This is a genomic window from Paenibacillus sp. J22P143, assembly GCF_059692035.1.
Genome location: NZ_JCAUAQ010000023.1, coordinates 16455 through 36613 on the forward strand (window position 1 = coordinate 16455; position 20159 = coordinate 36613).

22 protein-coding genes and 1 tRNA gene are annotated in these 20159 nt (G+C 47.6%); 15 read left to right on the plus strand and 8 right to left on the minus strand.

All coding sequences use genetic code 11. From position 1 onward, the window contains the following. The first annotated feature begins 86 nt into the window (after positions 1 to 86). Complete coding sequence (locus AC58PQ_RS23185) at positions 87 to 383, plus strand: DUF6509 family protein (protein ID WP_068669800.1); 297 nt, start codon at positions 87 to 89, stop codon at positions 381 to 383. A 45-nt stretch (positions 384 to 428) separates the two neighbouring features. Here the strand turns inward: AC58PQ_RS23185 and AC58PQ_RS23190 are convergent, their stop codons facing one another. Next, on the minus strand, positions 429 to 1565 hold the full coding sequence (locus AC58PQ_RS23190) for a GGDEF domain-containing protein (RefSeq protein WP_497245791.1): 1137 nt from the start codon (positions 1563 to 1565) through the stop codon (positions 429 to 431). A 171-nt stretch (positions 1566 to 1736) separates the two neighbouring features. Between AC58PQ_RS23190 and AC58PQ_RS23195 the strand changes: the two genes are divergently transcribed. From AC58PQ_RS23195 to AC58PQ_RS23215, 5 genes are all read left to right on the plus strand, one after another. Next, positions 1737 to 2900 carry a glycosyltransferase family 4 protein gene (locus AC58PQ_RS23195; RefSeq protein WP_497245793.1) on the plus strand — a complete coding sequence of 388 codons (1164 nt, stop codon included), beginning with the start codon at positions 1737 to 1739 and terminating at the stop codon, positions 2898 to 2900. Between the two features lie 26 nt (positions 2901 to 2926). Further along, positions 2927 to 4204: a metallophosphoesterase family protein gene (locus tag AC58PQ_RS23200; protein ID WP_497245795.1), complete on the plus strand. Its 1278-nt coding sequence runs from the start codon at positions 2927 to 2929 to the stop codon at positions 4202 to 4204. Next, positions 4201 to 7425 (plus strand): AAA family ATPase, encoded by a 3225-nt coding sequence (locus tag AC58PQ_RS23205; RefSeq protein ID WP_497245797.1) that lies wholly within the window; start codon positions 4201 to 4203, stop codon positions 7423 to 7425. Before AC58PQ_RS23200 ends, AC58PQ_RS23205 begins: the two co-directional genes overlap by 4 nt. Positions 7426 to 7581: 156 nt before the next feature. Then, positions 7582 to 7860 carry a hypothetical protein gene (locus AC58PQ_RS23210; protein WP_497245799.1) on the plus strand — a complete coding sequence of 93 codons (279 nt, stop codon included), beginning with the start codon at positions 7582 to 7584 and terminating at the stop codon, positions 7858 to 7860. 29 nt (positions 7861 to 7889) lie between these two features. After that, a complete protein-coding gene (locus tag AC58PQ_RS23215) occupies positions 7890 to 8327 on the plus strand; it encodes a hypothetical protein (protein WP_497245801.1) in 438 nt (145 codons plus the stop codon). Here the strand turns inward: AC58PQ_RS23215 and AC58PQ_RS23220 are convergent. Beyond that, complete coding sequence (locus AC58PQ_RS23220) at positions 8259 to 9299, minus strand: YkvI family membrane protein (RefSeq protein ID WP_497245803.1); 1041 nt, start codon at positions 9297 to 9299, stop codon at positions 8259 to 8261. The genes AC58PQ_RS23215 and AC58PQ_RS23220 overlap by 69 nt on opposite strands. A 129-nt stretch (positions 9300 to 9428) precedes the next feature. Between AC58PQ_RS23220 and AC58PQ_RS23225 the strand changes: the two genes are divergently transcribed. Continuing rightward, the gene (locus AC58PQ_RS23225; RefSeq protein WP_497245805.1) at positions 9429 to 10064 is read left to right on the plus strand and encodes a DedA family protein; all 636 of its coding nucleotides are present in this window, start codon (positions 9429 to 9431) and stop codon (positions 10062 to 10064) included. Positions 10065 to 10116: 52 nt separating this feature from the next. On the opposite strand, the gene AC58PQ_RS23230 is transcribed toward AC58PQ_RS23225, so the two are convergent. Continuing rightward, complete coding sequence (locus tag AC58PQ_RS23230) at positions 10117 to 10830, minus strand: DUF4309 domain-containing protein (RefSeq protein ID WP_497245807.1); 714 nt, start codon at positions 10828 to 10830, stop codon at positions 10117 to 10119. 267 nt (positions 10831 to 11097) lie between these two features. On the opposite strand from AC58PQ_RS23230, the gene AC58PQ_RS23235 reads away from it, so the two are divergent. Together AC58PQ_RS23235 and AC58PQ_RS23240 are read left to right on the plus strand one after the other, a co-directional pair. Continuing rightward, positions 11098 to 11667, plus strand: coding sequence for a xanthine phosphoribosyltransferase (locus AC58PQ_RS23235; protein WP_497245809.1), 570 nt, complete (start codon positions 11098 to 11100; stop codon positions 11665 to 11667). Positions 11668 to 11747: 80 nt separating this feature from the next. Next, complete coding sequence (locus AC58PQ_RS23240; RefSeq protein ID WP_477589817.1) at positions 11748 to 12074, plus strand: hypothetical protein; 327 nt, start codon at positions 11748 to 11750, stop codon at positions 12072 to 12074. 73 nt (positions 12075 to 12147) lie between these two features. Here the strand turns inward: AC58PQ_RS23240 and AC58PQ_RS23245 are convergent, their stop codons facing one another. Continuing rightward, entirely contained in the window at positions 12148 to 12465 is a 318-nt protein-coding gene (locus tag AC58PQ_RS23245) for a hypothetical protein (protein ID WP_436237542.1), read from the minus strand. 177 nt (positions 12466 to 12642) lie between these two features. On the opposite strand from AC58PQ_RS23245, the gene AC58PQ_RS23250 reads away from it, so the two are divergent. Both AC58PQ_RS23250 and AC58PQ_RS23255 read left to right on the plus strand, forming a co-directional pair. Beyond that, positions 12643 to 12906: a hypothetical protein gene (locus AC58PQ_RS23250; RefSeq protein WP_497245811.1), complete on the plus strand. Its 264-nt coding sequence runs from the start codon at positions 12643 to 12645 to the stop codon at positions 12904 to 12906. Then, entirely contained in the window at positions 12893 to 13678 is a 786-nt protein-coding gene (locus AC58PQ_RS23255; RefSeq protein ID WP_497245813.1) for an adenosylcobinamide amidohydrolase, read from the plus strand. The genes AC58PQ_RS23250 and AC58PQ_RS23255 overlap by 14 nt, the downstream gene beginning before the upstream one ends. Positions 13679 to 14000: 322 nt before the next feature. Here the strand turns inward: AC58PQ_RS23255 and AC58PQ_RS23260 are convergent, their stop codons facing one another. Continuing rightward, on the minus strand, positions 14001 to 14186 hold the full coding sequence (locus AC58PQ_RS23260) for a hypothetical protein (protein WP_497245815.1): 186 nt from the start codon (positions 14184 to 14186) through the stop codon (positions 14001 to 14003). A 112-nt stretch (positions 14187 to 14298) separates the two neighbouring features. On the opposite strand from AC58PQ_RS23260, the gene AC58PQ_RS23265 reads away from it, so the two are divergent. The 4 genes from AC58PQ_RS23265 to AC58PQ_RS23280 all read left to right on the plus strand — a co-directional run bounded on the left by AC58PQ_RS23265 (position 14299) and on the right by AC58PQ_RS23280 (position 16220). Then, positions 14299 to 14382 (plus strand) — tRNA-Leu (locus tag AC58PQ_RS23265). A gap of 142 nt (positions 14383 to 14524) precedes the next feature. Next, a complete protein-coding gene (locus tag AC58PQ_RS23270) occupies positions 14525 to 15178 on the plus strand; it encodes a Bax inhibitor-1/YccA family protein (RefSeq protein WP_497245817.1) in 654 nt (217 codons plus the stop codon). A 477-nt stretch (positions 15179 to 15655) separates the two neighbouring features. After that, positions 15656 to 15937 carry a hypothetical protein gene (locus tag AC58PQ_RS23275; RefSeq protein ID WP_497245819.1) on the plus strand — a complete coding sequence of 94 codons (282 nt, stop codon included), beginning with the start codon at positions 15656 to 15658 and terminating at the stop codon, positions 15935 to 15937. 91 nt (positions 15938 to 16028) lie between these two features. Next, a complete protein-coding gene (locus AC58PQ_RS23280; protein WP_497245821.1) occupies positions 16029 to 16220 on the plus strand; it encodes a YqzE family protein in 192 nt (63 codons plus the stop codon). Between the two features lie 75 nt (positions 16221 to 16295). Here AC58PQ_RS23280 and AC58PQ_RS23285 read toward each other — a convergent pair whose 3' ends face one another. The 3 genes from AC58PQ_RS23285 to AC58PQ_RS23295 all read right to left on the minus strand — a co-directional run bounded on the left by AC58PQ_RS23285 (position 16296) and on the right by AC58PQ_RS23295 (position 20148). Further along, positions 16296 to 17237 carry a hypothetical protein gene (locus AC58PQ_RS23285; protein ID WP_497245823.1) on the minus strand — a complete coding sequence of 314 codons (942 nt, stop codon included), beginning with the start codon at positions 17235 to 17237 and terminating at the stop codon, positions 16296 to 16298. A gap of 116 nt (positions 17238 to 17353) precedes the next feature. Next, entirely contained in the window at positions 17354 to 18361 is a 1008-nt protein-coding gene (locus AC58PQ_RS23290) for a YqhG family protein (protein WP_497245825.1), read from the minus strand. Beyond that, complete coding sequence (locus AC58PQ_RS23295; RefSeq protein ID WP_477589801.1) at positions 18358 to 20148, minus strand: DEAD/DEAH box helicase; 1791 nt, start codon at positions 20146 to 20148, stop codon at positions 18358 to 18360. The genes AC58PQ_RS23290 and AC58PQ_RS23295 overlap by 4 nt, the downstream gene beginning before the upstream one ends. Positions 20149 to 20159 lie beyond the last annotated feature (11 nt).

A 20159-nucleotide genomic window follows, 5' to 3' on the forward strand; every position in this document is an offset into this window, starting at 1 on the left:
ATTTCAGGTTGATACTGAGATGCTCTTTTTTCTTTTGCTCGTTTTTCGGGTATACTAACAGGTGCAGAAGAGAAAGGGGCGGTACGATGTTTACAATTACAACCTACACAGTGGAATTGGTCAGGGATCCTTTTGGGATATTGACGGGGCAACGATATGAATTTATCATCGATATTGAAGTTGAAGAAGATGATGAGCTATATTCCGAGAGTGGTCTATATATCAGAGCCATCTACAATGTGACCGAAGAAACGTCAGCACTTATGAAATATGAGCTATACGAGAAAACGACGGAGCTTTATCTGGATTTTGATCTGGAGGACGATGAAGTCGCGGTCGTGGAAGCGTTCTGTAAGGAGCATTATTTGGAAGGTAATGAATAAGGAAGAGGAGCGCTGTTGCTCCTCTTTTTTTGTTCACTCAACTCATTAGGCGAATTTCACAACCTTGTTCTTACCTGTCGTCTTGGCACGATACATCGCTTCATCCGCTTGTTTAATAAGCTCTTCTGTGCTTAAACCATTTTTGTATTTGCTGTATCCAATGCTGGCCGTTACAATGGTTTCTTTCTCAATGCGGCTGCGGATTCGTTCAGCAAAAGCGTCCATTTTCACGCTGGGATCGGAAACCATGATGACCATTTCTTCACCGCCATAACGGCCGGCAATCCCGCATTCTTCTGCTTCATCCTTCATAATTTGAGCGACCTGTTTAAGAACATTGTCCCCCATCTGGTGTCCTTGCGTATCGTTCAATTTCTTGAAATTATCGATATCGCTGAACAAAATAGTAACAGGCAAATGGCGCTGAACATGCTGTGTAACGCGGTTGTAGAAAAATTTGCGATTATAGAGACGTGTTAGACCGTCTGTAATGCTTGAATTATAGATGGCTTGCATGAGCTCAACGACCCGTTCAAAGAGAATCATAAATAAGAGAAAATAATAAATGATGGGCAGCAAATTGACTGCAAGGGTAAGCGCTGGCTGAGCATTTTCATACATATAGATATTCAGAAGATGAACCGTCTGAAAGAAAAAGTAAATCGTCAGAGCCAGTTGGTATTTCATTTGCTGACCAATGAACGGAGGAATCGTATAGAAGCAAAGAAAAATGAGTACGAATACATAGAGCTCGAGGCCGATATCCTGTAGGAGACGGACCTGTTGCTCTGTCCCGGTATACATATTAGGCACAATGAAGTGGAGTGTAGACACGACGAACCCCATGACAATTAAGCCATAGAAAAATATATATTGCTTGCGGTTCGTGCGATTATATAATTGATAAATCCCCATATTTATAAGAACAAATGAAATCATTTTGAGCATGAGCTGCAAATAATCCGTTAAACTCGTATTGATGTCGTATAGCGTTACATACAATTGAAGCAAACAATGGATGCCGACAAAAACGAGCGATATCGTCATGGACATATACGCTTTTTTGCGTCGGTCCAGAAACAAACGAAGTGAAATGACGAACATAAGAGCTACCATTACAACGATTATCGCATGCGAGAGAAATGAGGCTAGTTCACCGTAAAGCAGATCTATGATGTTCATGTCTTCCTCCAAGAAAACTTATTTTTCGTCATAAGTAGACTCTATTATAAAGGAAAATGAGGTCTAGGGATAGAACATTTGTGCTGTTAAGGCTGTGTTCTCTTTTCTATTCGTCTGACACAAGTTACAATAAGAAGGTAAGCTCAAGGATTTGGGAGAGGGGCTCATGCAATGAACATATTGCAAGCATTGTTTTTTCCCCCGGAACAACCGGGTGGGGTGTCATCCATGGTTCCCTATATTTTGGACCGATTTAATAAAAAAGGATGGGAATTGGAACTGTTTTCGCTGCCTAAGCGGATTCGCGGCAAAGGGACTGAAGAGGTAACTTTCACTACTTTCGATTGGCGGAAGTATGCCGGAAACCCGATTATCGATAAATACATTCAAACCTATAAAGATTATGTATGGTGGACAAAACTCAGAATTTCTAAGAAATTTGATATTATACATGCCCATCATCCGATAGCTGCACTGGTTATGAAACAGGTTTTTCCGGATACACCCGTGATTCTGACGATCCATTCCAGCTTTGAGCGAGAGCTCATTCTTAATGGGCGCATTGCTGAGAACGGGGTCGAGCATCAATTTCTTACCCAGATCTATGGGGAGCTGGAAGCGAAGGTTGATCAGATTATTACCGTATCGAATTCATTTAAGCAGTATATGGCTGAATACGTTCAGGATAGTGAACGCATTGGCGTCATTCCAAATGGCTTTGATGAGAAGCGATTCCGTCCGATTTCACATGAAAATCAAGTGACGCAATTCATTACCGTCTGTCGGTTAGTACCCGCCAAAGGGTTGGATACGCTGCTTATTGCCTGTGGTGAGCTGAAGAAGCGCGGTCATCCGTTTGTTCTCCATATTATTGGAGATGGACCAAGCCGCGAAGAGCTTGAGAAATTAGCGATTGAGCACAATATTTATGAAGATACGATTTTTTATGGGTATATGCTCCATCCGGAAGAATTCATGCCATTCTTCGATGTATTCGTTCTGCCATCCCGTGCAGAGGCTTTCGGATCCGTGTTCGCTGAAGCAGCGCTGTGCTGGTTAGCTTTGATCGGGACGAATGTTGGCGGGATCGCTGAGCAAATTGAGCATGGTCACAATGGCTTACTAGTACCTGTCGGGGACGCTTTGGCGCTGAGTCATGCACTGGAGAAAGTCGTGATAGACCCTACCTTCCGCTATAATTTAGCGCGAGCAGCGTGGGAAAAAGCGAAAAAAACCTACTCGTTAAATCGTGTACTTCGTCAATTGAAAAGTGTGTATGAGCGCTATCAAGTGACAGAGCCAACGGAGCAAGAGGAAACAGGTCAACAGGAATAAAGTTTAATAAGGAAGGCGTTCGAGCCATGAAACGACTGCGGTTTATACATGCTGCCGATTTGCATTTAGATAGCCCCTTTAAAGGCATGTCGGCGCTTCCTGAGCGGGTTCGAGAGCGAGTTCGAGAATCGACGTTCGAAGCGTTGAAGGAGCTTGTGGCGCTTGCTATACAAGAACAAGTGGATTTTGTGTTGGTTAGCGGGGATGTCTACGATGTGTCGGATCGTTCGCTGCGGGCGCAAATTCGCTTTCAGAAAGCAGTGGCACAATTAGCCGCTGGAGGCATTCCTGTTTATATCATACATGGTAATCATGACCCCGAGGATGGACGTGCCGCAAAGCTGGTTTGGCCGGCAGACGTCCATTTTTTTGCGTCTGAGAAGGTGGAAACCTTCCAGATTGTGAAGCAAGATCGCGGTCTAATCGCCGAGATACATGGGATTTCGTATGGGAGCTCAGCGGTAACCGAGAATCTTGCCTTACAATTTAAAAGAGGACAAGCACAAGTATGCCAGATCGGACTCTTGCATACGAATGTCGATGGAGATCCGCATCACGATAATTATGCGCCATGCAGCAAGCAGGATTTATTGGACGCGGGCATGCATTACTGGGCTCTTGGCCATGTACATTCAAGACATGTTTTGAATCAACAGCCTGCCATCGTGTACCCTGGAAACATCCAAGGCCGAAGTATTCGGGAAACGGGACCTCGCGGTTGTTATCTGGTAGACATGGATGAAAATGGTCGTGCAGAGCTTACTTTTTATACCTTAGATACGGTTCGTTGGTTCCAAGAAAAACTAACAGTGACCCAGATTCGGACGGAGCAAGTGTTGAAAGATCGCTTAGGTGAACTTTTGGATCGGCTGCGTCAAGAGGCCGAGGGCCGAGATGGGATTGTACGTATTGTTCTAGAAGGACGCAGCGAGATTCATGAACGGCTGCGTAAAGGACGTGCCCTACAAGAATTAATGGATGAACTGAGAGAAGAAGAAGTGGAGCGAAGTTGCTTCGTGTGGATCGAATCGATCGAGGACCGAACGGCGAGTGAGCTTGATCTGGCAGCAGCTCTGGAAGAGAAGAGCTTCTTAGGCGATCTGTTAAGGTATGCCGCAGCATTGCAGAATGACGAACACTTGCTGGGTAGCTTCGCAAGCGAGGCCCTTGCTGCCCTGCAGGGATTGCCTCAATCCGCAGGAAACCCAACAGCGGCAACACCAGAGCAGCTGCGCGAATGGCTGCGTTCCGCGGAAGTACTTGTTGCGGATCTACTTACCGCGGATGGAGGGAACGCTGGATGAGAATCATAGCCATCCAAGTCGATGGATTTGGCAGCTTGCGTGATCGTCAGCTGAATACGGACAGTCATCTGGCCGTATTCTATGGCGCTAACGAAGCGGGCAAGAGCACGCTCATGGGCTTCGTCCGCGCAGTGCTGTTCGGCTTTCCGACGCGAACGAATCGGTCGGAGCGCTACGAGCCGCTTGGCGGCGGCGCCCACGGGGGCGCCTTAACCCTGCTCGATGAGCAGGGGCAGCGCATCCGCGTCGAGCGCTACGACGCGCCCGCCACAGGCGGCAAACGAGCCTCTGCGGGGCTCGTGAAGGTCACGCTCGGTGATGGCACCACCGGCGGCGAAGAGCTGCTGAACACGCTGCTAGGCGGCCTATCGGCCGACCTCTATCGCAGCTTGTTCGCTTTTGGTTTAACCGAGCTGCAGGAGCTACGCACCCTGCAGACGGACGAGCTCAGCGGCTATCTGTATAGCGCTGGGCTTGGTGTAAGCGGCTCGGCCATCATGGAGGCCGAGCGCAAGCTGACGGCGCAGGCCGACGGCCTGTACAGACCCCGCGGACGCAATCAGGAGATGAACCGTCTCCTAAAGGAGCTCGAGGGTCTGGAGCAGTCGCTGCGCCGCAGCCGTGACGGAGCAGCCGACTATGATCGGCTGCAGGAAGAGCGCTGCGCCGCGGAGGCGCGCGCTGCTGCCCTGGAGGGGCAGCAGGAGGCGCTGCGCGCGGAGCTGCACAAGCTCGGCCTGGCCGGCAAGGCGCGCAGCGGATGGCTCCGCTTGCGGCAGATCGGCCGCGAGCTGGAGGGCCTGCCGGCTCGGCCGGGCTTCCCGGAGCAGGCCACGGCAAGGCTGGAGGCGCTCGAGGCCGAGCAGGAGCGCCTCCAGGCGGAGCGCGACAAGCTGCAGCTGCGGCTGCAGAGCTTGCGCAGCGAGCTTGCTGCGCTCCCGAGGGATCCAAAGGTGCTCGCGCATCAAGTCGAGCTGAACCATTGGCTAGAGCAAGCGGCTGGCTACGAGGAGCATAAACGCCAGATTGAGCAGCTTCAGGTTGAGCTTGCGCACCATCGTGCGCAAGTGGATAGACTGTTATCCAATTTGGATGTGCAATGGGATGAAACCGATGTCACCTCGTTCGCTGTAACAATTTCACTTCGTGAACAGGTACGTACGTATAAAGAGCAGTTCCGCCATAGATCAGAAACCGAGCTGCGTCTGCAGACAGAGCTGGAGAGCTTACAGGCTCAGGTTTCTCGCGGTCAAGAGCAGGTAGCGGGGCTAGAAGCAACATGTAGAGGCATTCAAAACGACAAGGGGACACTTGACTCCGATCCAACTGCATTCTTGCAGAAGCTGGCTTCTGATTATGCGCGTTGGCAACTAGTAACAAGTCAAATTGCACATCAGCAAGAGCGTCAAGCTGAGCAAAAACTCCACCTCCAGGGCCTCGAAGAAGCTGCCAAGGCAGGGCGAGATTCTGCTCATAAATTGCGTCAACGCATGATGATGGCTGCTGGTCTTCTAGCACTTCTCATACCGTTAATTTTCGTCTGGCAGGGCAACTGGCTAGCAGCAATAGTTGCCTTCCTTATCTTCGCAGGTGCTTCTGGCTATATTTGGTTTTCGGGTCGTCAAACGCACGGAAGCAGAGCATCCCGTGTGATACCACCCGCTATAGCTCAAGATCATCGCTTGGAGCAGGAGCTCCAGCAGCTCGAACGTCGCATCCAGGAGCAGATACAGCATTTTCAGCGCCAGCAGCTTCAACAGGTTAGCTATCAGGAAGCTGCTGCAACGACAGCGGAATTGACAAGCTTGGATCGTAGCCAAATTCCTACTGTGTCGATTCTAGCGCTTCAGCCTCATCTGGATGCATGGTTCCGGGAAGCGGAGAAGAGTAAGCATCAACATAGCGAACAGCTCCGTAAGCTTGAGAAATTAAGGGATGCTAAGGAGAATCTGCACACACTTGGGCAGCATCATGAGAAGCGCTTGCGTTATGCTGACGAAGTCCAAGCGGAGAGTATGAAACTTCAAGCCGCCTGGCAGGAATGGCAGCAAAGCCTTGGGTTAGGATCGCAGTTATCCACAGATGCCTTGCTAGAAACGATTCAGGTCATCGAGCAGGCGCAGGAGGGACTGCGTCAATTTGACAAAATGGCATTCAAACTAGACATGTTAACTGCAAACGTCCATACATTTGAAGAAACGGTTAGGAGGCTGCTTGATTTGCCAGCATCCTATCACGATTGCTTGTTTGCGTTGAAGCGCTGGAAAGGAGCGGAGCAGCGGCAGCTAGTGCTCATCGCAGAACAAAGGCATAACGAGCAGTTACACTTAGAAGCTGAACAAGCGATCTTGCTAACCCAGCAACAATCGGATCGGACACTAGCTCGTGTTCAACAGCTCCTAGATGAAGCATCTGCGGTAGACAGTGAGCATCTGCGCATTTTGGAACGCGAGCAGCTTCAACAAAGAAAGCTTGAAGACGAAAGAATCGTATTGGAAGCTTCCCTTGAATCGCTATTGAGCCGTTCTTTATTGGCAAGCTTTATGGAGTTGATGGAAACACAGGGGGAAGAAGATCTAGCCCTGTTAACAGCCTCTCTACAGGAGAAACTACCGGAAACAATCTCTCAAACCAATGAGCTTAGAGAGGTCATTGGAAAGCTTACAGGTCAGATCGAGAAGCTAGAGCAGGGGGCAGAAGCGGCGAATCTACGATTGCAGGCGGAGTCTATTCGAACGACGCTGTCGCACCACGTGAATCAGTATGCGGTGGCTTCGTTTGCCGCACTTTTATTGAAAAAAGCACGCGATGTCTACGAACAGGAGCGTCAGCCAGGTGTGCTGCTAAGGGTTTCTGAGTATTTTGCGAAGATGACGAATGGGGCATTTATGGCCGTTAAAGCGCCATTTGGCGAGCAACGATTACTGGCTGTAAGAGCTAACGGACAAACGGTAGACACGAATCAGCTTAGCCGCGGGACAGCCGAGCAGTTGTACCTAGCCATGCGTTTTGCTCTTGTCGAGGAATATGGGGGGAAGGCGATTTTACCCTTAGTGCTGGACGATATTCTAGTGAATTTCGATGAGGAACGGATGGAAAGCTGTTTACGTGTTCTGGCGGATTTGAGCACGCGTCATCAGGTGCTGCTATTTACATGCCATGGACATGTGCGCGATGCGGCAGCCAGAGTCATTCCTGGTCACCTTTATATTCATTTATAGAGGTTGTTCAATAAGTCCAATGTTGATCACGAAGTAGTCCAAGAAGCGTATTCGACATCAAATATTGAATTCAGCCGGAAATTCAATCTTCTCGGTGCTGAAAATCGGACTTTTTGAACACGTATTTATAAAAGCAATGGGACGGGGGCATGAAACGTGGAATCAGGTAACGATAAGCGGAAGGAACACCGGGAAATTTCCTATCAGGTCGGATGGAAAAAGGGAAAGATCCAATGGAATGAGGGCGCGACGGAGACGCTTCGAGCTCGCAGGGAAGATCATGACGATGGAGCGACCGAAAGGAAGCGTCTACAGCTGCTTTGGTTTCCTGCCATGAAGCTTCCCCCTGTGATGTTGCTTCCCTTGCTATATGCACTTCCAGTCATTAGCTTTGGCTGTACAATACTACTCATCTATGGCTTGCGTCAACGCTAGTCTAAGATGCTGAAGGAGGGGGGACCGAAATGAACTTATTTTTAGCTATTATGGGTGCGGTAGTTGGGCTATTTGTAACAGGAGCCGGTATCTATACAGCTTGGACAGTACATCAGCTCTGGCGGCAGCAAGCTGCGTCGCCGAGAGCTGTCAGCCAAGCCCAAATTGCAGGTACGTATCTCTCTAGATGGACGATCATCGATTATTCGTTCGTTGGTCTATTTATCATTGGACTTTTATTAATGGTGGCAGAGCTTGTGGCAGTTGGACGAGACCATACAGAAATAGCGAATTTCCATTGGGCATATTTGCTTACGGGTATTATCCTTTCCACGATGGGCATGCTGCTGTTGTTCATTCGTTTGATTGTCGTGCTCAGCTTCCCTTCGGGGAATGCCTCACAACGTACTTCGGCGGTTACGCCAGATCATCAACACGAGCCAAACGACACTAACCACGCCAAATAGCGGATATAAAGCGGTTAGCAATGTTTTGAATCCAATGTGACTGATCGCATAGCTAAGAAGTAAGATGAAGATCAGAATCACTTTCGGAGGCAGCTTAATTCGCTGCTGTAGCTGCATGGATAAGCCGTAGGCATCGCCGATAAAGGTTGTGAATATTTCCCCATAAATAACGAGCAAATAAGCAACTTGTGGGAAATAACCTAATTTGGTCATAATATTACCCATGGGTATTTCAAATTGTGCGATACCTGGCATTTGTGCGGATAGGGCATAATGTGCAGCTAAAAGAAGCAACCCTATGCCTGCTCCGCCAAGTAATCCGCCCCAATAAAGCACGGAACGATCCCGAATCGCTCCACCCATGGGAACGAGTACAGCTTGCGCCATCGCCAAATTAAATGCCGTATAGAGAAACGGTGCAAACCAGATACGAATCAGATGATCATCGCTTGTGATTCGCAGCCAGTTGCCAGACGCTGGTGAATGCCAGGTATAGACAACAATGACGAAGCTGAAGATCAGCATGATAGGAACTACGACGGAGTTTACGGTCATAATGGCTTTGATCCCGCGTGTCAAAATCACATACGAAAGAATGAGTGTGATCACTAGTCCTGTCGTATACGAGAGATGAAGCTGTTCTTCAAATACCGTGCCAGCACCCGCTAACATGACGGTTGTAATGCCAAAAAGAACAACCATCATAAACAAACTGATCCATTTCCCTATTTTTTCACCAAAAAGCACCTTATTCAAATCCTCATAGGATTCTGCTTTCAAGTCATGTGCCATAAGCATAAGCTGTATGCCAATCCAAATGAACAGCATCGTAGATAAAGCGATCGTTAATGTGGCTAGCGAGCCATAGCGAGTGAAAAATTGAAGAATTTCCTGTCCAGAAGCAAAACCAGCCCCAACGACAGTTCCGATGTAGGTGAAGGCGACACGGACAATCTGTGCACCATTTCGCATATATTGCCTCGCTTTCTTTCGTTTGGTATAGTACAAGGTATGTTTGTGTGCAAGCTTGCATGACTGGAACTTAGGGGCAAGCCCCTGAGGAACTGGGCAGATGACGTTATTCTCGGGAGTGTGTAGGTTGTGAAGGAATTCCTGTTTGATTTTATTAACCAATACGGCTATGTTGCCTTATATCTCTTGTTGTCCGCTGGTATGGTTGGTGTCCCGATTCCGGATGAAACCTTAATGGTGTTCATCGGCTCTTTGACCGCTTGGGGCGGCCCTTTTGACTTCGGCCCAACACTAGCCGTTATTTATGCAGGGACAATGACGGGGATGACGGTTAGTTATGTAATCGGTCATCGTGTGGGGAAGCCTTTTCTCACTCGTTATGGCAAATGGGTGAAGCTGACACCGAGCCGAATCGAGAGAGCGGAAGGTTGGTTTCAGAAATACGGGCTGTGGACGGTTTTCTTCGGTTATTTCGTACCTGGCGTTCGTCACTTCACTTGCTATTTGTCAGGCGTTAGCGGTGTGAAGTTTTATAAGTATATTTTGTTTGCGGGAACGGGAGCGCTGCTCTGGTGTACAACCTTTCTGACGCTGGGTCGATTTATCGGCGATAATTGGGAAGCGTTTCTACATTTGATGCATACCTATATGGGAATTTCATTATTCTTTCTAGCTATTCTTGCTGCCATAGGCGTGCTTATCTACCTTCGCTTTCGGAAACATCACGTTGTTGTGCTGAGACGAAAATCGAAAAAAAGACCATGAATTCAACCTTTAAGGGTGAATTCATGGTCTTATGTTTAATTACGTGTTGGTTTTACGAATTTGCAAAAAGCTTAATGGATTGAATCGTATTGTCATGCGGATCAATATCGATCTTGAGCAAGGTGCCCTGAGCCTTATAAGATAGCACATAGGTTGAGTTTGTATCAGGCTTGCCAAGTATAGCAATCGCATCCTGTAGGCTTTGGCCTAAACGCAAACCATGCAAGCCAGGGTCAATATCAATGGAGTGCACATCGACGAATTCAAGCGTTCCTTTACTATTGAAACCAACCGAAAAGTCGGTGAAATCGTAAACCTCAATGTTATCGTCTTCCATATCAAATTGTTTCTTCACTTTGCCAAAACGCTCCAGTACCGATGCTTTCGGTGTTCCAAGCTTTAACCCCATCAAGGTCGGCTTCTCTTGCTGGTACGCATCCTCGGCTTTTACCTTCGGCTTGGCCGTAGGTTTCGGGCTCGTGTAGGCTTGCGCTTGCGATAATTCTCCTTGATCTACTTTGGTAATGCCGGCAACTTGGGCTTCGTGTTTGATACTTTCGTCAATCGCAGGTGTGGAAGTCGGCGCTGAGACAACGATGGAAGGCGTTGGCTCGTGGTAAATCTGGGATGGCGAGTACGTTGTTGCGTCTATTGTAGCCTTTGGAGCAGGAGCAGATGATTCTTGGCATCCACTAACCAAGAATGATGCAATTGCAACAGGCAAACAGCCTACAAGAATGGGTCTAATTAAGTTGTTCATTGCCATCTTTCCTTTCCTCCGAGGAGTAATTGAAGTAATAAATACAAGTAAGATTAATGATACTGTTTTATCGAAGGTTTTCAATGCATCTTCGTGCCCAAATGTGAGCAATTCTAGAACGAATTCCAATTGAATGAAATCTGCTTATATATATTAGACACCTTTGAAGCCCAAAAAGTTTCAGTGTTTTTTGTTATTTTCTAAATGGACTTGAAAGAGGCAGGAGCAATATGGTAACTTACTCATAATAGACAGCTATAGGGGGCCGATTTCATGGAGTTATTAAAACAGCGGATCTTAGAGGTCGGCGTCGTTACTTCAGATCAAGTACTTAAACTTGATGTGATTTTGAATCACCAGGTAGATCCTGTTCTCATTATGGAGATGGGGAAAGAATTTGCAAGATTGTTTAGAGAAACGAAACCAGACAAAGTATTAACTGTGGAATCATCTGGTATTCCTATTGCTTATACGACTGCTTTACAGCTCGGTGTTCCCATGGTATTTGCACGTCGCAAGAAGACGTTAACGATGGATCAAGATACGTATAGTGAACGAGTACCTTCTTTTACTAAAGGGATTGTTACCGACATTATGGTGTCCACGCATTTGCTAGGCAAAGGGGAACGGATCTTATTGATCGATGATTTCATTGCAAATGGGGATGCAGCCCGCGGCTTAATCCGTATTGTGGAAAAAGCAGAAGCAGAGCTCGTCGGCGTCGGTATTGTTGTAGAGAAATCTTTTCAAAATGGCGGTAAATCCATTCGCGAACGCGGTATCCGCGTGGAGTCGCTCGCTCGAATTGCTTCTCTGGCGAACGGGCAGATCACTTTTGACTGATTTTACATCTGTCCAATGACTTCCCTGAAACCGATTTATCCTTTATAATGATTACAAGGTAAGAGAGGAGGCTGACATCTATGGGTATCGAAAATGGTTCCATTGACTATTTTATGACAAAGCTTGGGGAAGCAAAGACTCACTTTGAACGTGCGCTTGATTGTAAACATACAGAGTTTGATGACCTGTATCCGTATATGATTGAACACCCTCAATTTTTCTGGTATAAGCGCTATGTGGCCTGGTCCGAGTTGTTAACAGTCGTGAAGCTTTGTACGGAGCTAACGATCGAGTGGGAGCAGCAATTCTCTGATGCACAATCGGATTATATTAAGAAACGTGTGATGTCGAGCAAAGTCCTTGATTTCTGGTTTGAAACGAATGATTCGAAAGAGCATGTAAGCTAACCAACCATATATGAAAAAAGGCCAATGAATCCATCAGGATAATTGGCCTTTTTGTTGTTTCGGAAGACGAGGATCAGATGCCATTTTCTAAAACATTCATGGTTTCGATATGCCTCTTGGTCTGTTCAGAGCCTAGTCTGTGCAGTGTTCGATACACTTCCGTTAAGTAGTAATCATATTCCTGATTCGTTTCATTCGAGTAGTATACTTTCCAAGGGAGCCAGGAAGTCCCATAGCTGCCCTGAGAAGAATTGTCGGTTTCTTCAAAAAGCTCTTGCAGCTTAGCGATGTCATCTTCCGTTGCGGATATTTCAAATTCATAATCAAGCGCGGTGCTGTCTTCGAGTACTTCTCCCGTGCCTACATTGATGTAGTACGTTCGCTTCTCCATTGATAATGTCCTCCCTTACGGTAGGCATGAGGTAGCCTTTGCCTTGTCGCGTGTTCGTCCTCGTTAAGGTAACCGAAGATGAACGGATTTATGTAAAGTTTCACCGAATCGCAAATTGGTGTATGCTAAGGAAGAACGATTGATTTTAACCATGTCTATAATGGAGGTGCTACATAGATGATTTCGGAAGACCAATTGGATCAATATCGCGTAGATAGCACATTGCTAAGAGTGATTAGAGATGTAAGTCCGGCGAACGATGTACGTGGTATTGTTGTAGCTTGGGATGATGAGACGGTCCTTATACGCAAAAAAAACCGTAGAGTCGTCAAGCTTGCCCGCGGATACGTGTATCAGCCTTATGAGAACGAAAGGCCACCAGCGTTCATGCTGCCTCAGGATACGATTGCGCCGGATGATCTGTCCGATGATGCAGAGTGATGGAGCTTCTACACGTTGTTTAATTGCTGGTGTTGAGTTGGAGCGGGTACATTCTCCACATGGTCGTTATATGCAGATCACAAGTGAAACACCCCTGCGAACACTGAATTCCTCTCCCTGGGGTGGAGGATTTGGGCATCATCGTGTTTTGATGAATCGACAAGTAGACAAGACCTATAATGAGGTCGACCCATTGGTGGAGATGAAGGCTTTCATCGCACGAGAAGGGTTGGAACCTCAAGATACGGCTGGGATGCTTACCGCGGCGTGGGTGCAGGATGTTGGATTCAAGGAGCTAGCTTGGCCGCCAGAAGACGAGGAGTATAACGAGCGGAATGTTAGTGCTGTGCATGCTGAGCACGAGCTTCGAGTTGCCGCATGGGTGACTGTCGGACTAGGCAATAAAGCACGAGCAGGGGCCACGCTGCCAGCTGCCTCCCTCTATCCTGGCACGATCAATACGATCGTGGTCATTGAGGGCAAGCTGACGGACGCTGCGATGGTGAATGCGGTTATTACTGCTACCGAAGCCAAGGCTGCTGCACTTCAAGAGTTGAACACCATGATCAATGGTCAAATTGCAACAGGAACGACGACAGATGCCGTTTTGATTGCCGCAACGGGCAGAGGGGCGACTACGTTTCGGTACGCGGGTACAGCGACAACACTGGGCTACCTTATTGGCAGAACGGTTTATGAAGCTATTTTAGCATCCGGAAAGTTATATGAACTTGAAATGAGCAAACGCGCTGCTGCAGCTTCGAAGGAATAACCAGAATCAGAATCGACTGCCCTCCGCGCTTTTATGGTGAAAAAATGCTCAAAGATGCAAAAGTACACTAATTTTTGCGCAAAACGGCTAATCCTAGCTGAATTATTGCGAAAGTGCAACCTTTAGGATCGAAATAGTGTCTTATGGATGAATGCTGGAGAAATAGTTTCACTTTCGCACACATTGTAGATCGAGAGGCAAACTCGATTAAAAAGGTTGTACTTTTGCATTTTACGGGAGACGCAGCTAGTTACGAAACGAAAAAGGGTTCCCCGCCACACTCATGGCTTAGAACCCCCTTTGCGCTTATGCAATATACGACTTACGTCCTGCGTGTTACGCCATAAGCGAGTCCAATGGCTAACGCATCGAAATCCGTGATATCTTCGTCTTCACTTTCACTTTTGAAGTTTGGATCATGTACGATCCCCTCTGCTTCACCCTCGGTTAGATGCCGCTGATTGCCTGTGTACTTCGGTTCCAAAGCTTTGATTTCTTCTTCATTCATAGCTCATACCTCCTTTGAGATTAGGGTTAGGAACAGGCTGGAGAATTATACACAAGAGGCAAAAGTTTCATTGACGAGCTTTCGTGTCACATGGTATATTATTTTTGTAAACGCGATCATGGCGGAATTGGCAGACGCGCACGGTTCAGGTCCGTGTGGGCTTACCCCCGTGGAGGTTCGAGTCCTCTTGATCGCATTCCTAAAACACCCTTTTCTAGCTTCTCAGAGAAGGGTGTTTTGATGTCCAATTGCCACCCTGTAGCGATTTTCATGAAATGCAGGTATAATACATAGCATAGATTGTACATCTTTAAATACCAAAAGGAGCTGAATTTTTCATGGATAGAACCGTTACGATTACACAATCCGGCAGTTTTGCACATGTGCTTCAAACATTCGCGATCTCACTGTTGGTTTCATTCATCGGGACTTTGATCGGCGCGATGGTAGTACCACCATCGATGATTATGCTATTCGTCATTGCAGAGGTTGTGATGCTGGTTGCTGCGATCATCATTCGAATTCGCGGTAAACATATCGGCTACGGATTCCTCTATGCGTTTACAGCCATTTCTGGCGTGACGCTCTATCCCGTCATCATGTATTACGGTGGTGAGCTTGGAGCTAGTGTGGTTTCGGGTGCGTTCTTCGCAACGGCAGTTATTTTCGGGTCGTTGGCCTTCTATGCACATCGTTCCCAGCGTGATTTTAGCTTCCTAGGCGGCTTCTTGTTTGCAGGTACGATTGGACTTGTCTTGATGAGTGTGCTTGGCATGTTCCTAAATTTCGGTTCCATGATGAATTTGGTTTGGTCCATGGCTGGGATTCTGATCTTCAGCGGGTGGGTACTGTATGATGTTGCGCAGTATCGCAACGGTGTCGCATCGGAAGCTGTTCCGCTCGCGGCATTGAATATTTACCTTGATTTTATTAATTTGTTCCTCTATATTTTGCGCTTCATCGCTTCGATTGCAGGAATCAATAGAAACTAACCATGCGATCAAACGCATGTTAAAAAAGCACGATGGCTCCGAACCACAGAATGTGGGGGAGTGCATCGTGCTTTTTTTGCGACAACCTAGCGCTTTCCCGGCAGCTTTTTCGTATGAAAAAAAGGGATATCTCCTCGAAAACTTCGATTGATTTCCAGAAGAGTATGGATTAACTGGGTCAGGTCTGTATGGTTCATGCGAATCGTGAAGGGGGCTGAATTCTTTTCTGTCTTTATGCGTATCTCAAGCCTTAGATTTGCTTCATCCATATAAATGTCAAGCTGTTCGGTTGCTAGCATTAGTTCCCACATTCAAACCAACACCTCTTTCTCTCTCTGTTACTCTAGCTTATGTGTGTTGGACGAGATTAGAAGTAGAAGCAACGAACCGGACGGATGCTTTTTATGGAAATATGCACGATTTAACCTCATGCCTCATACAATTTAATGATCCTAATTGAAAGAGGTGAGAAGACCTATGGCAACTTGTAGCACATGGATGTATAGAGGGATTTCGCCTTCGGTATTCAGAGCGTTGCAGCAGGTAGGTAGGAGACAAGGGTTTGCTATTCCTAACACAGCATCAGGCAAATTTACGATTTCAGTGGTCAGCATGAATGTTGGCTTTCAATATGCCTGGGATACGAGCGCACAAACCTTGATGTTGCAGTGTGATAATAAGCCGATGCTGCTAGGCTGCGGTACGATTAAAACTTTCGCTGATAAAATTATTGCGGAGAGCGGCGGAAGGCCAGCATGAACGCAGGTGTGTAGGAGGTCAATCACCTGCCTTTGTGAAGTTTAAAGCCTTATTGCTCTGGTTAGAATAAGGGTAAAAGGCAGGTGGACGTATGGCAAAAAGCGATGATCTCGTGAAGTACATAACACAACAAGTCGTCACTTATATCGACACACCGAAGGAAGTACGACAACAAGCGAAAGCGTCGATCAAAGAACAACGCGAGGGTTGGCAAACCCGTTGGTTCGGGATGCTGCCGTTAGCTGCACGGATGTTGTTCGGACGGACGAAATCGAAAAAATGAGAGTGGTAAAAAGGCCAACCAGAACGCTGGTTGGCCTTTCGTGTTGAGTACACCTCGTTGGCTGCAATCTTTGTATCATGGATAAATCTGCCCTAGACCAAGGGTGGCATCTAATCGCACATAACGCGGGCCTTCGTGCTCCAAGACAAGATAGTTATCCCCAAGTACCCAATGTTGATAACCGAGCACAGCTAATGGCATCGTTACCTGCCCATCATACAGCTCAGTAACGTAGGTGAGATTTTCTTCCTGTTCCAAAGCGACCTGAAGGTCAGGCAAGGATGTAACAGGCAACGGTGTGCCTTCAATCCATGGAAGTCGTTCGTAGGGATCAAATGCGGGACGTATGAGGGTTTCAGCACCCTGCGATACATCTGTCTCCATGACTAGGCTATCTGTCATACGTTGCGTTGGATCCTCTGTGAGAGGAAGTACTTCGCCCGATTTGGCATCGAGATAATACGTCTCGTCATCAAGTGCGATTTTCCAAACAGAAGTAAGGGTATCCATATATAAGCGGTCTTCAATGATCGTTTTATTTTGCACAAAATCGTTGTATAAGGTCGTAAAAGGAATGAGTTCCTGTTGTATCAAGGAACGATACAACGTGGCCAAGCTAAATAGCGGTGATGTGCCTGTCCCATATTCGGTTAAACGGTAACCGCCGTTTTCTGCGGCATGAACAATCATATAGCCCACCTCTTGCCCCTGATCGGTGAGGATGATGACCCATCCATGGGTGCCTGGTCCGAGCGGATAGCTGTTCCAACGTGCTTGCTGCCAGCCTTCAAAGCCTGCTTCCTTCGCAAGCGTTGATTGCCACTGACTGATGGTTGAATCGAATGAAGATGTATTCGTTAAGTCAGGCTTTGAGGTTGTTGCTTTGCTGGGTTCTTTAACCTCGGCCTGCGTAAGGCTTGTCCCACCTAAGTTGTCAACTGCCGAAGTGTGTAAGGGCATGAAGCCAATACTGCACAAAATGAAACAAGTGGCTGTCCAAGGGATCCACGATTTCATCTTCGTTCACCTGCCTCTCGCTAACCTCTTAGTGTATGTGATTATTGTAATTCGTATGCCTTGAAAAGAATGTTAGAACCTGTTGCGTGTTATTTGCGAGGTTTTAGCGACTGGCGTCAGTTTCTGGACGACAATCGACTCGCATTTAAGTGAAATAAACCGCCATTAATGACGGACACGGCGATTCGTGGCTTATGCTGCCAATCGATCTCTTCCAACCGATTCCGACATTGGATTTCGATTTCGTCTCTTTTGTCGGGTTCTGCAGCGAGTAAAAGCCCATTGTAATACCCTTCTACACGATCGATTTCACTACGGTGCTGCGCATTCGCTTCATCGGCCCATCGGTGGTCGTAGGTGCTGATTTTGCGTTCAAGCGTCATCTCCAAGGCATTGATCGCCTTCGGCAGTGAGATCGTATCCGGTAAAATGTGACTATTCGCAGGAAGCTTCGGAGAAAGACTCTTTGTTAACATATGCTTATGAAAATGCTCTCGCATTTCCCCGCTGTTCAGCTGAATCGCAAGGGAATGAATTTCCGTCCGCTTCCGGTCACAGAGAAGCTCAACCTTGTAATTCACACAGAGCCACGTATTGTAAACGAGGGAAGCATGATAAGTCGCCCCCGTAGGAAAGGGCTCTTCGAATAAGTGAATGAATCGACCGCGTTCGCGAACGATACCAAAGATTTGGTCAAGTCGTCGGCTGCCGAAGGTGACTTCATCTTGTGGAACTCGCGTGGTGATGGTCGTCGGAACGAAGCCGAAATAACGGCCGAGAATGCTATCCGGCGCACTACCCGCAGGTGGGTTCGCAGCAACTCCGCCTGAACCCGATGGTCCGTAGCCGGTTGAGGGGGGGCTTTGGATCGAAGTGGTCACGGCGGCCTTCGGCTTCGCTTCCAGCTTCATTTGCTCCGGGTCAATCACAAATTTATACGTCATCGTCTCCGCTGCTGCGCCTGTCCGCTCAATGAAGCTCCAATAATAAGGACGACCCGTCATTTCCCGATCTGCTTCAGGAGATAGTTTGGCCGTCACATAGGCAGGGGTCTTCTCCAGAATCGTGCAGTCGTACGCTTCCAGAAAACGCAGCACAAACGAATGGATGTTTCGTTTATTCATGGGCCCACCTCCATGCTCTGAGAACCGCCTACCGCGTCAAGGATGTCTTGGAACTTGGCGCCGTACTGCGGATTCTGTTCGATTTCTTCCTTCACCTCGCTGAAGGAATGCCCAAGCTCATCGATTTTACGGCGGATTTCCTCGCCTGAGCCAGCTTCCATCACCATGCGGAATAGCGACGTTTCAAGCGAGCCCCGTTTCTCGATTTTCTCCAAAATCGTATCCAGCTGCCCGATCACTAATTCGAACATATTGATTTTCTCGTGCAATAACGAGAGGATATGTTCTTCAATGGTACCCCTTGTGGATAAGTTGTAAATGTTGACGTCATGCGTTTGCCCGAGCCGATGAACCCGGCCGATCCGTTGTTCTACGCGCATGGGGTTCCACGGCAGATCGAAGTTGATCATGTTGTGGCAAAATTGGAGATTGATGCCCTCGCCACCTGCCTCAGTTGCAATTAGCACTTGAACGCGATTACGGAATAGATCCATCATCCAGTCTTTCTTGCCGCGATTCATGCCCCCACGATAGGGGACTGCCGTGATTTTGCGTTCTTTGAGGTAGTTCAATAAATATTCTTGCGAAGCCCGATACTCCGTGAAAATAATCACTTTATCGTTGATGTCTTGAATGAGTCTCATCGTGGTTTCGGCTTTGCTATTCGACTTAATGCTGCGAATCAGCTCGACGAGCTCCCATATTTTAGGTCGTACGGGGGAGTCTTCGGCTGTCTTTTTAAATAAATTCACCAACGTAATGAACACAGCGTCCCGCGAGCTGCACACTTCACGCTGAAGGGTAATCATTGAAAGCATGGAGCTAAGATCCCCGCCACTCTCGGAATAGCGAGTTCGTACGAAATTCGTAACTCCATCGTAGAGCGCTTGCTCATCATCCGAGAGCGTGAGGGGGATATTACGTACAATCCGCTTCGTATAGTGAACACCCCCGTCGCCGCGTCGGTTCCGGATCATCACTTTGGAGAGCTCCTGCTGCAGCTGGATTTCATTCTTCGGCGTCCGCTTGCCAACAACAAAGTTGGTCTTGAAGCTGTTCTGACCGCCAAGCTGACCTGGCTTAAGCAGTGTGATCAGATTGTAGAGCTCTTTGAGATCGTTCTGCACGGGCGTAGCTGTGAGGAGCAGGCAGTATTTTTTGCGCAGCTCATTGACGAAGGTGTAGTTGGTCGTTTTTTTATTCTTCAGCTTGTGCGCTTCATCGACGATGAGCATATCGTATTCAAGCCCCATCACGATTTCGCGATGCGGGTCTCTTTTGGCTGTGTCCATGGAGGCTACGATAATGTCGGCTTGCTGCCACATGTAGGCTTTCTTATGTGCAACGGCAGGGATGCCGAATTTGGTATTTAATTCCCGAACCCATTGCAGGACAAGGGAAGCGGGTACAAGGATGAGCGTTTTGCGGACAAGCCCGCGGATCATGTATTCTTTTAAAATTAAACCAGCTTCAATTGTTTTCCCAAGTCCAACCTCATCGGCCAAAATGGCGCGTCCACGCATCTCATTCAACACACGCTTGGCTGTATCAATCTGATGCGCCATAGGCTCAAGGGTCCCCAGATGCGCGAGGCATTGCATTTCATCAAACGTAGAAATAAGCCCCGACTCTTCCGATTCGTAGGCAAGCTGATATAAGGTCCAGTCGTCCCAAGGACCTCCTCCACGTTCACGATTGTCCAGCTCGGTAAACCAGTCCCTCTCAAAATGCATATCCAGCTGTTTATGAATGGGGCGAATGTTCTCTTGCTGATCATGTTGACGCATGGCTGTGCCCT

Bases quoted from the DNA above. Each gene is read 5' to 3' on its own strand.
- AC58PQ_RS23185 (WP_068669800.1), top strand. From the start codon at position 87: ATGTTTACAATTACAACCTACACAGTGGAATTGGTCAGGGATCCTTTT.
- AC58PQ_RS23190 (WP_497245791.1), bottom strand. From the start codon at position 1,565: ATGAACATCATAGATCTGCTTTACGGTGAACTAGCCTCATTTCTCTCG.
- AC58PQ_RS23195 (WP_497245793.1), top strand. From the start codon at position 1,737: ATGAACATATTGCAAGCATTGTTTTTTCCCCCGGAACAACCGGGTGGG.
- AC58PQ_RS23200 (WP_497245795.1), top strand. From the start codon at position 2,927: ATGAAACGACTGCGGTTTATACATGCTGCCGATTTGCATTTAGATAGC.
- AC58PQ_RS23205 (WP_497245797.1), top strand. From the start codon at position 4,201: ATGAGAATCATAGCCATCCAAGTCGATGGATTTGGCAGCTTGCGTGAT.
- AC58PQ_RS23215 (WP_497245801.1), top strand. From the start codon at position 7,890: ATGAACTTATTTTTAGCTATTATGGGTGCGGTAGTTGGGCTATTTGTA.
- AC58PQ_RS23220 (WP_497245803.1), bottom strand. From the start codon at position 9,299: ATGCGAAATGGTGCACAGATTGTCCGTGTCGCCTTCACCTACATCGGA.
- AC58PQ_RS23230 (WP_497245807.1), bottom strand. From the start codon at position 10,830: ATGGCAATGAACAACTTAATTAGACCCATTCTTGTAGGCTGTTTGCCT.
- AC58PQ_RS23235 (WP_497245809.1), top strand. From the start codon at position 11,098: ATGGAGTTATTAAAACAGCGGATCTTAGAGGTCGGCGTCGTTACTTCA.
- AC58PQ_RS23240 (WP_477589817.1), top strand. From the start codon at position 11,748: ATGGGTATCGAAAATGGTTCCATTGACTATTTTATGACAAAGCTTGGG.
- AC58PQ_RS23245 (WP_436237542.1), bottom strand. From the start codon at position 12,465: ATGGAGAAGCGAACGTACTACATCAATGTAGGCACGGGAGAAGTACTC.
- AC58PQ_RS23250 (WP_497245811.1), top strand. From the start codon at position 12,643: ATGATTTCGGAAGACCAATTGGATCAATATCGCGTAGATAGCACATTG.
- AC58PQ_RS23255 (WP_497245813.1), top strand. From the start codon at position 12,893: ATGATGCAGAGTGATGGAGCTTCTACACGTTGTTTAATTGCTGGTGTT.
- AC58PQ_RS23260 (WP_497245815.1), bottom strand. From the start codon at position 14,186: ATGAATGAAGAAGAAATCAAAGCTTTGGAACCGAAGTACACAGGCAAT.
- AC58PQ_RS23270 (WP_497245817.1), top strand. From the start codon at position 14,525: ATGGATAGAACCGTTACGATTACACAATCCGGCAGTTTTGCACATGTG.
- AC58PQ_RS23275 (WP_497245819.1), top strand. From the start codon at position 15,656: ATGGCAACTTGTAGCACATGGATGTATAGAGGGATTTCGCCTTCGGTA.
- AC58PQ_RS23280 (WP_497245821.1), top strand. From the start codon at position 16,029: ATGGCAAAAAGCGATGATCTCGTGAAGTACATAACACAACAAGTCGTC.
- AC58PQ_RS23285 (WP_497245823.1), bottom strand. From the start codon at position 17,237: ATGAAATCGTGGATCCCTTGGACAGCCACTTGTTTCATTTTGTGCAGT.
- AC58PQ_RS23290 (WP_497245825.1), bottom strand. From the start codon at position 18,361: ATGAATAAACGAAACATCCATTCGTTTGTGCTGCGTTTTCTGGAAGCG.
- AC58PQ_RS23295 (WP_477589801.1), bottom strand. From the start codon at position 20,148: ATGCGTCAACATGATCAGCAAGAGAACATTCGCCCCATTCATAAACAG.